General features: G+C 39.0%; 12 protein-coding genes and 5 tRNA genes. All 17 read left to right on the top strand.

The window, feature by feature from the left end; genetic code table 11:
* Nucleotides 1-164 precede the first annotated feature (164 nt).
* A complete protein-coding gene (gene rpsU / locus ACN0TV_RS13605; protein ID WP_417363471.1) occupies nucleotides 165-359 on the top strand; it encodes a 30S ribosomal protein S21 in 195 nt (64 codons plus the stop codon).
* A 103-nt stretch (nucleotides 360-462) separates the two neighbouring features.
* Nucleotides 463-1,353, top strand: a complete 891-nt coding sequence (locus tag ACN0TV_RS13610) for a tyrosine-type recombinase/integrase (protein ID WP_417363472.1) — start codon at nucleotides 463-465, stop codon at nucleotides 1,351-1,353.
* A 107-nt stretch (nucleotides 1,354-1,460) separates the two neighbouring features.
* On the top strand, nucleotides 1,461-1,763 hold the full coding sequence (hpf, locus tag ACN0TV_RS13615) for a ribosome hibernation-promoting factor, HPF/YfiA family (RefSeq protein WP_417363473.1): 303 nt from the start codon (nucleotides 1,461-1,463) through the stop codon (nucleotides 1,761-1,763).
* A gap of 87 nt (nucleotides 1,764-1,850) precedes the next feature.
* A tRNA-Thr gene (locus tag ACN0TV_RS13620) sits at nucleotides 1,851-1,924 on the top strand.
* A 165-nt stretch (nucleotides 1,925-2,089) separates the two neighbouring features.
* A tRNA-Tyr gene (locus ACN0TV_RS13625) sits at nucleotides 2,090-2,172 on the top strand.
* Between the two features lie 50 nt (nucleotides 2,173-2,222).
* Nucleotides 2,223-2,295, top strand: a tRNA-Gly gene (locus tag ACN0TV_RS13630).
* 128 nt (nucleotides 2,296-2,423) lie between these two features.
* Nucleotides 2,424-2,495: transfer RNA gene (locus ACN0TV_RS13635), tRNA-Thr, on the top strand.
* 56 nt (nucleotides 2,496-2,551) lie between these two features.
* Nucleotides 2,552-3,739: an elongation factor Tu gene (gene tuf / locus ACN0TV_RS13640; protein WP_417363474.1), complete on the top strand. Its 1,188-nt coding sequence runs from the start codon at nucleotides 2,552-2,554 to the stop codon at nucleotides 3,737-3,739.
* A 66-nt stretch (nucleotides 3,740-3,805) separates the two neighbouring features.
* A tRNA-Trp gene (locus tag ACN0TV_RS13645) sits at nucleotides 3,806-3,876 on the top strand.
* 19 nt (nucleotides 3,877-3,895) lie between these two features.
* Nucleotides 3,896-4,081 carry a preprotein translocase subunit SecE gene (secE, locus tag ACN0TV_RS13650; RefSeq protein WP_417363475.1) on the top strand — a complete coding sequence of 62 codons (186 nt, stop codon included), beginning with the start codon at nucleotides 3,896-3,898 and terminating at the stop codon, nucleotides 4,079-4,081.
* Nucleotides 4,082-4,103: 22 nt separating this feature from the next.
* On the top strand, nucleotides 4,104-4,655 hold the full coding sequence (nusG, locus tag ACN0TV_RS13655; RefSeq protein WP_417363476.1) for a transcription termination/antitermination protein NusG: 552 nt from the start codon (nucleotides 4,104-4,106) through the stop codon (nucleotides 4,653-4,655).
* Between the two features lie 72 nt (nucleotides 4,656-4,727).
* The gene (gene rplK / locus ACN0TV_RS13660; protein WP_417363477.1) at nucleotides 4,728-5,165 is read left to right on the top strand and encodes a 50S ribosomal protein L11; all 438 of its coding nucleotides are present in this window, start codon (nucleotides 4,728-4,730) and stop codon (nucleotides 5,163-5,165) included.
* Between the two features lie 18 nt (nucleotides 5,166-5,183).
* Nucleotides 5,184-5,873 carry a 50S ribosomal protein L1 gene (gene rplA / locus ACN0TV_RS13665; RefSeq protein WP_417363478.1) on the top strand — a complete coding sequence of 230 codons (690 nt, stop codon included), beginning with the start codon at nucleotides 5,184-5,186 and terminating at the stop codon, nucleotides 5,871-5,873.
* Nucleotides 5,874-5,897: 24 nt separating this feature from the next.
* On the top strand, nucleotides 5,898-6,419 hold the full coding sequence (gene rplJ / locus ACN0TV_RS13670) for a 50S ribosomal protein L10 (protein ID WP_417363479.1): 522 nt from the start codon (nucleotides 5,898-5,900) through the stop codon (nucleotides 6,417-6,419).
* 55 nt (nucleotides 6,420-6,474) lie between these two features.
* A complete protein-coding gene (rplL, locus tag ACN0TV_RS13675) occupies nucleotides 6,475-6,852 on the top strand; it encodes a 50S ribosomal protein L7/L12 (protein WP_417363480.1) in 378 nt (125 codons plus the stop codon).
* 137 nt (nucleotides 6,853-6,989) lie between these two features.
* Nucleotides 6,990-10,799 (top strand): DNA-directed RNA polymerase subunit beta, encoded by a 3,810-nt coding sequence (rpoB, locus tag ACN0TV_RS13680; protein ID WP_417363481.1) that lies wholly within the window; start codon nucleotides 6,990-6,992, stop codon nucleotides 10,797-10,799.
* 88 nt (nucleotides 10,800-10,887) lie between these two features.
* Nucleotides 10,888-15,189, top strand: coding sequence for a DNA-directed RNA polymerase subunit beta' (rpoC, locus tag ACN0TV_RS13685; RefSeq protein WP_417363482.1), 4,302 nt, complete (start codon nucleotides 10,888-10,890; stop codon nucleotides 15,187-15,189).
* Nucleotides 15,190-15,202: the final 13 nt, after the last annotated feature.

Here is a 15,202-nt window from a genome sequence, read left to right on the forward strand (position 1 = left end):
ACTTTTAGAAACTTTAGCTATCTTTGACATTTAGAATTACATTCAGAAGTAGATTCTGGATACTGCGTTGAGTTTTAGTTGGTTGTCATGATTTGATTTTTTTATTTTTTATTCAAAAAATATATTATATTTGCCGACCGAAAAAGAAAGGAGGTGGTACAACGATGTTAATTATACCGATTAAAGAAGGAGAAAATATCGATAGAGCGCTTAAGCGTTACAAGCGTAAGTTCGATAAAACTGGTACAATGCGACAGCTACGCAGCCGTCAGCAGTTTGATAAACCTTCTATAGAAAATAGAGCTAAACAACAGAAAGCTCAATACATACAGCGCTTGAGAGATCAGGAAGAAATTTAATTTCTTATATTATCACAATGTAAGTCCCGACTTTTACTAAAAGGTCGGGATTTTTTTAGTTATACCCGGCAGGTTTCTAGTAAACTTCTAGTAACTTTGAGTTATGGAGTTTCAAAAGTTTTTAGATTATCTGCAAATCGAAAAGAATTATTCTAAGCATACAACTGCTGCGTATTGCCGGGATTTGTCGGCCTTTGAAGACTTCTGTGACACTTCCTATGATGGCTTCGATTATAAAGAGGTTAATTACCCTATGATACGCTCCTGGATCGTCAGTCTGGTGGAGCAGGGGAATAGTAACAGAACTATCAACAGGAAAGTATCATCCCTTAAAGCTTATTTCAAGTACTTACGCAAAACTCAGCAACTTCAAATTAATCCACTGGATAAACATCAAGCGCTCAAAACAGAATCTAAGATAGAAGTTCCTTTCTCTAAGGAGGAGATTAGAGCTGTTTTGGATAGCTTTGAATTTGATACTTCATTTGAAGGGGTGCGTGATAAAACTATTATTGAATTATTTTACGCCACTGGAATGCGTAGGGCGGAGTTAATTCATTTAACGATAAATGCTGTTGATTTTGCTCATAAAACCATAAAGGTATTAGGGAAGCGTAATAAAGAGAGAATAATCCCAATTCTCCCTGTTGTAGAGCAATTGCTGAAGGATTATCTTCAAGCTAGAGAACAAGTGCCCGGGGCCGAGCTCACGGACAGTTTATTTATTCTTAAAAACGGTCACAAAATCAACGAATCGTTTGTTTATCGGGTAATTAATACCTACTTTAGTAAGGCGTCAACCAAGCAAAAAAAGAGTCCGCACATTCTAAGACATAGCTTTGCTACCCACCTTCTCAATGAAGGGGCTGATCTAAATGCTGTCAAGGAGTTGCTCGGACATTCTAGTTTAGCATCGACTCAGGTTTATACTCATAACAGTATAGCGATGCTGAAAAAACAATACGGCCAGGCGCACCCTAGAAATAAAAAATAGACAAAAGCTACGCCTATGTAAAGAAGCTACGCAGGATCATTGCGATCGTCGAATGTAATTTCATCCTATTTCGGGATGTACGTTTAACCTTTTTAAAATTAGATGATATGGAAGTGAACACACAATCTGTCAACTTCAATGTGGAACAAGAGTTGTTGAATTTTATTCAAAAGCGAATGGATAAATTAGATCATTTTTACGACCGGGTAATTTATTCAGATGTGTTTTTAAAAGTTCAAAACACCAGTGCTAAAGAGAATAAGATCGTAGAAATTCGGGTGCATGTACCTGGAGATGAGTTTTTAGTGAAGAAAAATTGTAAAACCTTTGAAGAAGCTATTGATTCTGCAGCTGATTCTTTAGAACGTATTTTGAAAAAGAGGAAGCAAAAACTTAGAGCGTATATCTAATTAAAATTTTTTACAATTTGTTTTGTATAAAGAATTATTTATATACATTTGCAGTCCGTTAGAAATAGCGGACTTTTTTAATGAAATGCCGATGTAGCTCAGCTGGCTAGAGCAGCTGATTTGTAATCAGCAGGTCGTGGGTTCGAGTCCCTCTATCGGCTCTAAAAAAGTTAAGTTTTTTGATATATTGTTTAAGTTTTTATGACAGTGAAATTTCGTAAAAAAAATGAGAAAAATTGTTGTGAATTGAAAAAGATTCCTTAATTTTGCGCTCGGTTTTTGAAGCAAGAAATTTTACAACTAAAATATCTTAAAAACTTACCATCGGGGAGATACTCAAGCGGCCAACGAGGACAGACTGTAAATCTGTTGGTTTTCACCTTCGCAGGTTCGAATCCTGCTCTCCCCACGATCTTTGGATCATCACTTGTTAAAGTGTGATATAAAGGCAATAATAATGCGGGAGTAGCTCAGTTGGTAGAGCGTCAGCCTTCCAAGCTGAATGTCGCGAGTTCGACCCTCGTCTCCCGCTCAAGAATAACCTGGGAATTCCTTGGGTTTTAGAAAAAAGAGTTGAGGATTATCTTTGAAAAATAGGTGAGTTCTTTACTCTTGTTCTGGTACTTTAAAGTGTGATTTTTATGCTTTAAGGTGTTTTAAGCCGATGTAGCTCAGGGGTAGAGCGCTTCCTTGGTAAGGAAGAGGTCACGAGTTCAATTCTCGTCATTGGCTCTTGTTTCGTTTAAATTTGAACACTAATATATAACTAAGATTAAAATTATTAAATCATGGCAAAGGAAACTTTCGATCGTTCCAAACCCCACTTAAATATAGGTACTATTGGACACGTAGATCACGGTAAAACTACTTTAACTGCTGCTATCACTAAAGTGTTGGCTGATGCTGGTTTTTCTGATGCGAGATCATTCGATTCTATCGATAACGCTCCTGAAGAGAAAGAAAGAGGTATCACTATTAATACTTCTCACGTAGAGTATCAAACTGCTAATCGTCACTACGCTCACGTTGACTGTCCTGGTCACGCGGATTACGTAAAAAACATGGTTACAGGTGCTGCTCAAATGGACGGTGCTATTCTAGTGGTTGCTGCTACTGATGGTCCAATGCCACAAACTCGTGAGCACATCCTTCTAGGTCGTCAGGTTGGTATTCCAAGAATCGTTGTATTCTTGAACAAAGTTGACATGGTAGACGATGAGGAGCTTTTAGAGCTTGTTGAGATGGAAGTTAGAGATCTATTGAGTTTCTATGAGTACGATGGTGATAATGGTCCAGTTGTAGCTGGTTCTGCACTTGGTGCTTTGAACGGAGAGCAAAAATGGGTTGACACTGTACTTTCTTTAATGGAGTCTGTTGATTCTTGGATTGAATTACCGGTAAGAGATATCGATAAAGATTTCTTAATGCCTGTTGAAGACGTATTTACTATTACTGGTCGTGGAACTGTTGCTACAGGTCGTATCGAATCAGGTGTAGCTAAAACTGGTGAAGGTGTTGACATTATCGGTATGGGAGCTGAAAAATTAACTTCTACTATTACAGGGGTTGAGATGTTCCGTAAAATACTTGATAGAGGTGAAGCTGGAGATAACGTAGGTATCCTATTGAGAGGTATCGAGAAAACTGATATCAAAAGAGGTATGGTTATCTGTAAGCCGGGTTCTGTTAAACCACACGCTAAATTTAAAGCTGAGGTTTACGTTCTTAAAAAAGAAGAAGGTGGACGTCACACTCCATTCCATAACAACTACCGTCCACAGTTCTACGTACGTACAACTGACGTAACAGGTACTATTTCTCTGCCTGATGGAGTTGAAATGGTTATGCCTGGTGATAACTTAACTATCAATGTTGAATTGCTTCAGCCAATCGCATTGAACCAAGGACTTCGTTTTGCTATCCGTGAAGGTGGTAGAACAGTTGGTGCTGGTCAGGTAACAGAAATTTTAGACTAAGGTCATTAAAATATAGGTTTGAGGTGTCCTGCTTTTTCGAAGCAGGATGCCTTTAAACTTAATTATACGGGTGTAGTTCAAGGGTAGAATACCGGTCTCCAAAACCGTTGATGGGAGTTCGAATCTCTCCACCCGTGCAAATATATAGAGATCAAAATGATAGATTATATAAAAGAATCATTTGGAGAATTAAAAGCTAACGTGACCTGGACTTCTTGGTCCGAAGGGCAAAGACTTATGGTCGTTGTTGCTGTTTTCTCTATAATTTTTTCATTAATAATTTGGGGTATTGATTCAGTTTTCGGAGAACTGATCAAACTTTATTTTGGAGTAATTAGTTAATCGTATAAAGACGGGTATTGCAATGGCAGATACGTTGGCAAAACAATGGTATGTAGTAAGAGCTGTAAGTGGCCAAGAGAATAAGGTTAAAGGTTACATAGAGCAGGATATCGCACGTCTTGGATTTGGTGATTATGTAGATGAAGTTTTGGTTCCTACTGAAAAGGTAGTCCAAATTCGTAACGGAAAGAAAATAAGCAAAGATCGCGTATACTTCCCGGGCTATGTAATGGTAAAAGCCAACTTAGGTGGAGAGGTAACTCACATTATTAAATCTATCACAGGTGTAATCGGATTTTTAGGAGAGGTTAAGGGAGGAGATCCTGTGCCGCTTCGTAAATCGGAGGTCAACCGTATGCTAGGTAAAGTAGATGAATTATCGGTGAAAACGGATAATGTCGCTATCCCTTATAATCTTGGAGAAACAGTAAAAGTTATCGATGGTCCTTTCAATGGTTTCAATGGAACTGTTGAGAAGGTCAACGAAGAAAAGCGTAAACTTGAGGTTATGGTGAAAATCTTTGGAAGAAAGACACCATTAGAACTCAGCTATATGCAAGTTGAAAAGGTATAATTGTTACACATTATGTAGATTCGTCTGAGCTTCCAATACTGGACGATTCAAATTTTAAATTGAACATAAACAATGGCAAAAGAAGTAAGTAAAGTAGTTAAACTACAAGTTAGGGGAGGTGCTGCGAATCCATCGCCACCGGTTGGACCCGCTCTAGGTGCTGCCGGCGTTAACATCATGGAGTTCTGTAAGCAATTTAACTCGCGTACACAGGACAAACCAGGTAAAGTATTACCAGTTGTTATCACCGTTTACAAAGACAAATCATTTGACTTTGTAATTAAGACACCGCCAGCGGCAGTTCAGCTAATGGAATCGGCTAAGATTAAAAAAGGATCTGGTGAGCCAAACCGTAAAAAGGTTGCAAGTGTTACCTGGGATCAGGTAAAAGCAATCGCAGAGGACAAAATGCAGGATCTTAACGCATTTACTATGGAATCGGCTATGAGCATGGTTGCAGGTACTGCAAGATCTATGGGAATAACGGTTTCAGGAGACAAGCCCTTTTAAATCTTAAAGAATCTAGAAATGGCAAAATTAACAAAAAAACAAAAGGAGGCTGTAGCTAAAATCGATAGAAGCAAATTGTATTCTATGGATGAGGCTTCTCAATTGGTTAAAGATATCACTAATGTAAAGTTTGATGCATCTATCGACTTAGCAGTTCGTCTGGGAGTTGATCCTCGTAAAGCTAATCAAATGGTTAGAGGGGTTGTAACTTTACCTCACGGAACTGGTAAAGATGTTAAAGTATTAGCTTTGGTTACTCCGGATAAGGAAGAAGAGGCTAAGGCAGCTGGTGCAGACTACGTAGGTTTAGATGAGTATCTACAAAAGATTAAAGACGGTTGGACAGATGTTGATGTTATCATCACTATGCCAAGCGTAATGGGGAAATTAGGCCCACTAGGACGTATATTAGGACCTAGAGGTTTAATGCCAAACCCAAAAACTGGTACAGTTACAATGGATGTTGCTAAGGCTGTAGAAGAGGTGAAAGCTGGTAAAATCGACTTTAGAGTTGATAAAACCGGTATCGTTCACGCTGCTGTCGGTAAGGCATCTTTCACTGCAGACAAAATTGCAGGTAACGTCAATGAATTATTACAAACAATAGTAAAACTGAAGCCAACTGCGGCAAAAGGTGTTTATATCAAGAGTATTTACTTGTCAAGTACGATGAGTCCAAGTATTCAGATTGACCCTAAGGCAGTTTAATTGGCAGTGTAAATTTTTATAATCATGACTAGAGAAGAAAAGTTAACGGTAATAGAAGATTTGACTGCGCAGTTAGGGGATAACGGCATAATTTATTTGGCTGATATTTCTGGTTTGAATGCTCAAGCTACTTCTAACTTAAGAAGAGCTTGCTTTAAAGCAAATATCAAACTCGCAGTTGTTAAAAATACATTGCTTGAGAAAGCAATGGAAGCTTCTGATAAAGAATTTGGAGAACTTCCAACAGTACTAAAAGGAAATACTTCCTTGATGTTTTCTGAGACTGGAAATGCTCCTGCAAAATTAATTAAGGATTTTCGTAAGAAATCTGATAAACCTATTCTGAAAGGTGCTTTTATTGAAGAGGCTATTTACCTTGGAGATGAGCAATTAGATAAACTTGTTAGTATCAAGTCTAAAGAAGAGGTTATCGGAGATATCATCGGATTGTTACAATCTCCTGCTAAGAACGTTATTAGCGGTCTTAAATCAGGTGGAGGTAAATTGGCTGGTATCCTTAAAACTTTATCAGAAAAGGAATCATAATAAGTACGCACTTACAAACAATTATATTTTTTAAAATTTATTAAAACGGTAGAAAATGGCAGATTTAAAAGATTTTGCAGAACAATTAGTTAATTTAACAGTAAAAGAAGTTAACGAATTAGCTGATATATTAAAAGAAGAGTATGGTATCGAGCCTGCTGCTGCAGCTGTAGCTGTTGCAGGTGGTGCTGCTGCTGGTGGAGCTGATGCTGCTGAGGAACAAACTGAGTTTGACGTTATCCTTAAAGCTGCTGGTGGTTCTAAACTAGCTGTAGTAAAACTAGTTAAAGAATTAACTGGTCTAGGTCTTAAAGATGCTAAAGAAATAGTTGATAGCGCACCAAAGGCTATCAAAGAAGGTATTTCTAAAGACGAGGCTGAAAGCCTTAAAGCGTCTCTAGAAGAAGCAGGTGCTGAGGTAGAATTGAAGTAATTCCATCTTGCAGCCCTGTGCTGTAAAATACGGTTTAGGTCCTTCCTGAGATAGTTCAGGTTGTGACCTAAGCCCTTTTGCGTATATTAGTGTATACGCTTTTTCAATTTTCATTTTAATCAAAATATTGTCCATTGATGTTCACAAATCAGACTGAAAGAATTAGTTTCGCCTCTGCTAAGAATACTCCGGCATACCCGGACTTCTTGGACATTCAGATAAAGTCATTCCAGGACTTCTTTCAACTGGAGACCAAATCTGAAGAACGAGGAAACGAAGGTCTTTATAATACCTTCATGGAGAACTTCCCCATTACTGATACGCGCAATCAATTTGTACTAGAGTTTTTAGACTACTTTATCGACCCTCCTCGTTATTCCATTCAGGAATGTATCGAACGAGGTTTGACCTATAGTGTTCCACTTAAGGCTAGGCTAAAATTATATTGTACAGATCCAGAGCACGAAGATTTTGAAACCATAGTACAGGACGTGTATTTGGGAACTATTCCCTACATGACACCAAGCGGTACTTTTGTTATTAACGGTGCCGAGCGTGTTGTAGTATCACAATTGCATAGATCTCCAGGTGTATTCTTTGGTCAATCGTTCCACGCTAACGGAACTAAATTGTATTCTGCTCGTGTTATTCCTTTCAAAGGATCATGGATAGAATTTGCTACTGATATCAACAGCGTGATGTACGCTTATATTGATAGAAAGAAAAAATTACCTGTTACCACGCTTTTCCGTGCCATTGGATTTGAGCGTGATAAAGATATTTTAGGGATATTTGATTTGGCTGAGGAAGTTAAGGTTTCTAAGAGCGGACTTAAAAAGGTACTCGGAAGAAAATTAGCTGCTCGTGTTCTTAAAACTTGGCATGAAGATTTCGTTGATGAAGATACTGGAGAAGTTGTTTCTATTGAACGTAACGAAATTATCTTGGACAGGGATACTATCCTGGAAAAAGAACATGTTGATGAGATTTTAGAAACCGATGTTAAGACCATTCTTCTTCACAAAGAAGATAGTCATACCGGTGACTATGCCATTATCTACAATACCCTACAAAAAGACCCTACCAACTCTGAAAAAGAAGCTGTTGAGCACATTTACCGTCAATTGCGTAATGCTGAGCCGCCAGATGAGGAAACCGCCAGAGGGATTATTGATAAGTTGTTCTTCTCAGATCAACGTTATAATCTTGGTGAAGTTGGTCGTTACAGAATGAATAAAAAGTTAGGCCTTAATATCGATATGGATAAGCAGGTACTAACTAAAGAAGATATTATTACTATTATCAAGTATCTGATCGAGCTTATCAATTCAAAAGCTGAGATCGATGATATTGATCACTTGTCTAACCGTCGTGTTCGTACTGTAGGAGAACAATTGTCTTCTCAGTTCGGAGTTGGTTTGGCTCGTATGGCACGTACTATTCGTGAGCGAATGAATGTTAGGGATAATGAGGTCTTTACTCCAATTGACCTTATTAATGCCAAAACATTGTCTTCGGTGATTAATTCCTTCTTTGGAACCAATCAGTTGTCTCAGTTTATGGATCAAACGAATCCGCTTGCTGAAATCACACACAAACGTCGTCTTTCCGCATTAGGACCAGGTGGTCTTTCACGTGAGAGAGCCGGATTCGAGGTGCGTGACGTTCACTATACGCACTACGGTCGTTTGTGTCCAATTGAAACTCCTGAGGGTCCAAACATTGGTTTGATATCATCCTTGAGTGTATTTGCTAAGATCAACGGTATGGGATTCATTGAAACTCCATATCGCAAGGTAACTGAGGGTAAAGTCGACCTTTCTCAAATCTTGTACTTAAGTGCAGAGGAAGAGGAAGAGAAGAAAATTGCACAAGCCAATATTCCTTTGACAGCCGATGGAACTATCGATACTGAAAAGGTGATTGCTCGTGAGGAAGGTGACTTCCCGGTAGTAGATCCTATCGAAATCGATTATACGGATGTTGCGCCTAATCAGATTGCTTCTATTTCAGCTTCACTTATTCCATTTTTGGAACATGATGATGCGAACCGTGCACTGATGGGATCTAACATGATGCGTCAGGCAGTTCCATTGCTACGTCCGGAATCTCCGATCGTAGGTACTGGTTTGGAGCGTCAGGTTGCAACTGATTCCAGAGTACTGGTTAATGCTGAAGGAAGTGGTGTTGTTGATTATGTAGATGCTAAGAAGATCATTATCAAATATGATCGTACAGATGAAGACCGCTTAGTAAGCTTTGACGATGACTTCAAAACCTATAACTTGGTTAAGTTTAGAAAAACCAACCAAGGGACTTCTATTAACTTGAAACCTAATGTTAAAAAAGGTGATAAGGTTACTAAAGGTCAGGTGCTTTGTGAAGGATACGCTACACAGCAAGGTGAATTAGCCTTGGGTAGAAACCTTCAAGTTGCGTTTATGCCTTGGAAAGGGTATAACTTTGAGGATGCTATTGTAATCTCTGAAAAGGTGGTTAGAGAAGATATCTTTACCTCTATTCACATTGATGAGTATTCTTTAGAAGTGAGAGATACCAAACTTGGAGCTGAGGAATTGACTAATGATATTCCTAACGTTTCTGAAGAGGCTACTAAAGACTTGGATGAATACGGTATGATCCGTATTGGTGCAGAAGTTAAGCCTGGTGATATCCTTATTGGTAAGATTACGCCTAAAGGTGAATCTGATCCTACTCCTGAAGAAAAATTACTTAGAGCGATCTTTGGTGATAAAGCCGGTGATGTTAAGGATGCTTCTTTGAAAGCTTCTCCTTCACTTAATGGAGTAGTAATCGATAAGAAACTTTTCTCTCGTGCGATCAAAGATAAACGCAAAAGAGCTAAGGATAAAGAAGACATCGCGAAATTGGAATTGGAATACGAAACCAAATTTGCGCAGTTGAAGGATGTGTTGATTGAAAAATTATTTTCAATTGTAAACGGTAAAACTTCACAGGGTGTATTTAATGACTTAGGAGAAGAAGTATTCCCTAAAGGGAAGAAATATACTCAGAAGATGTTGAATGCTGTGGATGATTTTGCTCACTTGGTAAGCGGAACCTGGACAACAGATGACCAGACTAATGCACTTATCAATGACTTGCTTCACAATTACAAGATTAAACTAAATGACCTTCAAGGGGCATTACGTCGTGATAAATTTACGATTTCAGTAGGGGATGAGCTACCGGCAGGTATTATGAAACTTGCTAAAGTGTACATCGCTAAGAAACGTAAACTTAAAGTTGGGGATAAAATGGCAGGACGTCACGGTAACAAAGGTATTGTTGCTCGTATCGTTCGTCAGGAGGATATGCCTTTCCTAGAAGATGGAACACCAGTGGATATCGTGTTGAACCCATTAGGGGTACCTTCACGTATGAACATCGGTCAGATCTATGAAACTGTTCTTGGTTGGGCAGGTAAAAATCTAGGTAGGAAGTATGCTACTCCAATTTTTGACGGGGCAACTTTGGATCAGATCAATGAATTAACAGACGAAGCATCAGTTCCTAGATTTGGACACTCTTATCTTTATGATGGTGGAACCGGAGAACGTTTTGATCAACCTGCAACTGTTGGTGTGATTTATATGTTGAAACTCGGGCATATGGTAGACGATAAGATGCACGCTCGTTCCATCGGACCATACTCACTTATTACGCAACAACCTCTTGGAGGTAAGGCACAATTTGGTGGTCAGCGTTTTGGAGAGATGGAAGTTTGGGCACTTGAGGCTTATGGAGCTTCTAGTACGCTAAGAGAAATCCTAACGGTAAAATCGGATGATGTTATCGGAAGAGCGAAAACTTATGAGTCCATTGTCAAAGGAGAAATGATGCCAGAACCTGGTCTCCCAGAATCTTTTAACGTGTTGATGCACGAATTGAAAGGTCTTGGATTGGATATCAGATTAGAAGATTAATAATTTTAACCAGGGCAGCCTTCTTTGGAGGTTGCCCGAAGTTAAAAAGGTAATACAAATTACACTTAATTCATTATCACCATATATTATGGCTAGAAATAAAGATAAGAATACAGTACAGAGATTTAATAAAATCTCAATCGGTTTAGCCTCTCCGGAATCTATTCTAGGAGAATCCAGAGGTGAGGTCCTCAAGCCGGAAACTATTAATTACCGAACCCATAAGCCAGAACGTGACGGTCTATTTTGTGAGCGTATTTTTGGACCTGTAAAGGATTATGAATGTGCTTGTGGTAAATATAAAAGAATTCGTTATAAAGGAATCGTTTGTGATCGATGTGGTGTTGAAGTAACTGAAAAGAAAGTAAGACGTGACCGCGTTGGACATATCAATTTGGTAGTTCCGGTAGCGCATATCTGGTATTTCCGTTCTTTACCTAACAAAATCGGTTACCTACTTGGATTGCCATCTAAGAAGCTAGACATGATTATTTATTACGAGCGTTATGTGGTTATTCAACCAGGTGATGCTAAAAATGCAGATGGTGATCCTGTTCAAAAAATGGACTTCCTTACTGAGGAAGAATATTTGAACATTTTAGAAACCATTCCTGCAGAAAACCAATACCTAGAAGATACCGACCCTAATAAGTTTATCGCTAAAATGGGTGCGGAATGTTTGATCGACTTACTAGCGAGAATTGATCTTGATGATCTTTCTTACGAATTAAGACATAAAGCAAACAACGAAACTTCTAAGCAACGTAAAACGGAAGCCTTAAAACGTCTTCAAGTTGTCGAGGCGCTACGTGAATCTCAAAAGAACAGAGAGAACAAGCCGGAGTGGATGATTATGAAAGTAGTTCCTGTGATTCCACCGGAATTACGTCCATTGGTTCCACTAGATGGTGGTCGTTTCGCAACTTCGGATTTGAATGACCTTTACAGACGTGTTATTATTAGAAATAACCGTTTGAAACGTTTGATGGAAATCAAAGCGCCAGAGGTGATTTTGAGAAACGAAAAACGTATGCTTCAGGAATCTGTTGATTCACTATTTGACAACACTAGAAAATCTTCTGCTGTTAAAACAGAATCAAACAGACCACTTAAATCGCTTTCTGATTCCCTTAAAGGTAAGCAAGGACGTTTCCGTCAGAACTTACTAGGGAAACGTGTGGATTATTCAGCGCGTTCTGTTATTGTCGTAGGTCCAGAGATGAAGCTTTACGAATGTGGACTTCCTAAGAATATGGCAGCGGAACTATACAAACCTTTTATCATTAGAAAACTTATTGAAAGAGGGATTGTAAAGACAGTGAAATCTGCTAAGAAGATTATAGATAAAAGAGAGCCGGTTGTATGGGACATCCTTGAAAATGTATTGAAAGGACATCCAGTACTTCTTAACCGTGCTCCTACATTACACAGATTGGGTATTCAGGCCTTCCAGCCTAAACTAATCGAGGGTAAGGCTATTCAATTACACCCATTAGTGTGTACCGCGTTTAACGCGGATTTTGACGGGGATCAGATGGCAGTTCACTTGCCGTTAGGACCTGAGGCTATCCTTGAGGCTCAGTTGTTAATGTTGGCTTCTCACAATATATTAAACCCTGCGAATGGTTCTCCAATTACGGTACCATCTCAGGATATGGTTCTTGGTCTATACTATATGACCAAAGCTAGAAAATCAACTCCTGAAAGAATTGTTAAGGGAGAAGGTTTAACGTTCTACTCAGCAGACGAGGTGAACATCGCTTTCAACGAAAAGAAAGTTGATCTTAATGCTGTGGTAAAAGTTCGTACGCGTGATTTCAATGAAGAAGGAGAATTGGTTCCTCAGATTATTGAAACCACTGTGGGTAGAGTTCTATTCAACGAAGTGGTTCCTGAGAAAGCAGGATATATCAATGAGGTATTGACTAAAAAATCACTGAGAGAGATTATCCATAGTATCTTAAAAGCTACTGATGTTCCAACTACTGCCGATTTCTTGGATAAAATCAAGAGTATGGGGTATAACTTTGCTTTTAAAGGTGGTTTGTCTTTTAGTTTAGGAGATATTATTATCCCTGCTGAAAAGGACAGTATGATTCAAGATGCCAATGGGCAGGTTGACGCAATTATGATGAACTATAACATGGGACTCATCACTAATAACGAACGTTACAACCAGGTTATTGATGTTTGGACATCTACCAATGCTATGCTTACAGAAATGGCTATGAAGCGTATTCGTGAGGATAATCAAGGGTTCAACTCTGTGTTTATGATGTTGGATTCTGGAGCAAGGGGGTCTAAAGAACAGATTCGTCAGCTTACCGGTATGCGTGGATTGATGGCTAAGCCTAAAAAATCTACTGCAGGTGGTGGTGAAATTATCGAAAACCCGATTCTTTCTAACTTTAAGGAAGGTCTTTCGATTTTGGAATATTTTATTTCTACTCACGGTGCTCGTAAAGGATTGGCGGATACCGCACTTAAAACTGCGGATGCTGGTTACTTAACACGTCGTTTGGTGGATGTATCTCAAGATGTCATCGTTAACACTGAAGATTGTGGTACCCTAAGAGGTGTTGAAGTAGAAGCCTTAAAGAAAAATGATGAGATCGTTGAATCTCTAGGAGAACGAATTGGTGGACGTGTATCACTGAATGACGTTTATGATCCATTAACTGAGGAGCTAATTGTAGCTTCCGGTGAAGAGATCACTGATGCAATAGTTAAGAAAGTAAATGCTTCGGCATTAGAGCGTATGGAAGTGCGTTCTCCACTTACTTGTGAAGCTAAACAAGGTATTTGTGCCAAATGTTACGGTAGAAACCTTGCCACTGGAAAAATGGTTCAAAAAGGTGAGGCTGTTGGTGTAGTTGCTGCACAGTCTATCGGTGAGCCAGGAACTCAGTTGACCCTACGTACCTTCCACGTTGGAGGTATTGCAGGAAACATCTCTGAGGAGAACAAGATTGTTTCTAAATACAATTGTAGAGTTGAGATCGATGACCTTAAAATTGTTAAGGGCGTTGATGGAGAACAGAAACCCGTCGATATTGTTATTTCCAGAACTGCTGAAATCAAGTTTATTGATGAGAAAACCGGAATTGTATTGGCTACAAACAATATTCCTTATGGTTCACAAATCTTCCAAAAGGACGGTTCGAAATTAACCAAAGGGGATATCGTATGTCAGTGGGATCCATATAACGCGGTAATTATTTCTGAGTTCTCCGGTAAGATAGTTTACGAGAATATTGAACAAGGCATAACTTACCAAGTTGAAATTGATGAGCAAACAGGTTTCCAGGAGAAAGTAATTTCTGAGTCTCGTAATAAGAAACTCATTCCTACCTTGCTTATCAAGGATAGTAAAGGTGAAACCCTTCGTTCATATAACTTACCGGTAGGTGCGCATATCATGGTTGATAACGGTGATAAGGTGGCTGAAGGTAAGGTATTGGTTAAGATTCCTAGAAGATCCTCTAAAGCAGGGGATATCACAGGAGGTCTTCCAAGAGTTACTGAGCTTTTCGAAGCACGTAACCCATCTAACCCTGCAGTGGTTAGTGAGATCGACGGTGTGGTTTCCTTCGGTAAAATCAAGCGTGGTAACCGTGAGATAGTAGTAGAATCTAAATTAGGAGAACTTAAAAAGTACTTGGTTAAATTATCGAACCAGATCCTAGTTCAAGAGAATGACTATGTTCGTGCAGGTATGCCACTATCTGATGGTTCAATTACACCAGAAGATATCTTGAGAATTAAAGGCCCATCTGCTGTTCAACAGTATTTGGTAAATGAGGTTCAAGAAGTTTACCGTTTACAAGGGGTGAAGATTAATGATAAGCACTTTGAGGTAGTAGTACGTCAAATGATGCGTAAGGTAAGTATCAACGATTCTGGAGATACTACCTTCTTAGAACAACAGTTGGTGCATAAAGATGATTTCATTGAAGAAAATGACAGAATCTTTGGTATGAAGGTTGTCGAGGATGCCGGAGAGTCACAAAACTTAAAAGCAGGTCAGATCATTACACCAAGAATGCTCAGAGATGAGAATTCTATACTTAAGAGAACTGATAAACAACTAGTGGAGGCCAGAGATGCGGTTCCAGCGGTTGCAACACCAATTCTTCAAGGTATTACCAGAGCTTCGCTTCAAACCAAATCCTTTATCTCAGCAGCTTCCTTCCAGGAAACTACTAAGGTGTTAAATGAGGCAGCGGTTAGCGGTAAAGTGGATGGTCTTGAAGGACTTAAAGAAAATGTTATTGTTGGTCATAGAATCCCAGCAGGTACCGGAATGAGAGATTACGATAATATTATCGTAGGATCTAAGGAAGAGTACGATGAGATAATGGCAAGCAAACAACAACACGTTAATTTCTAGTAGATTAATTAGT

Origin of the sequence: Galbibacter sp. (assembly GCF_048266365.1) — a bacterium.
Taxonomy (GTDB): Bacteria; Bacteroidota; Bacteroidia; order Flavobacteriales; family Flavobacteriaceae; genus Galbibacter.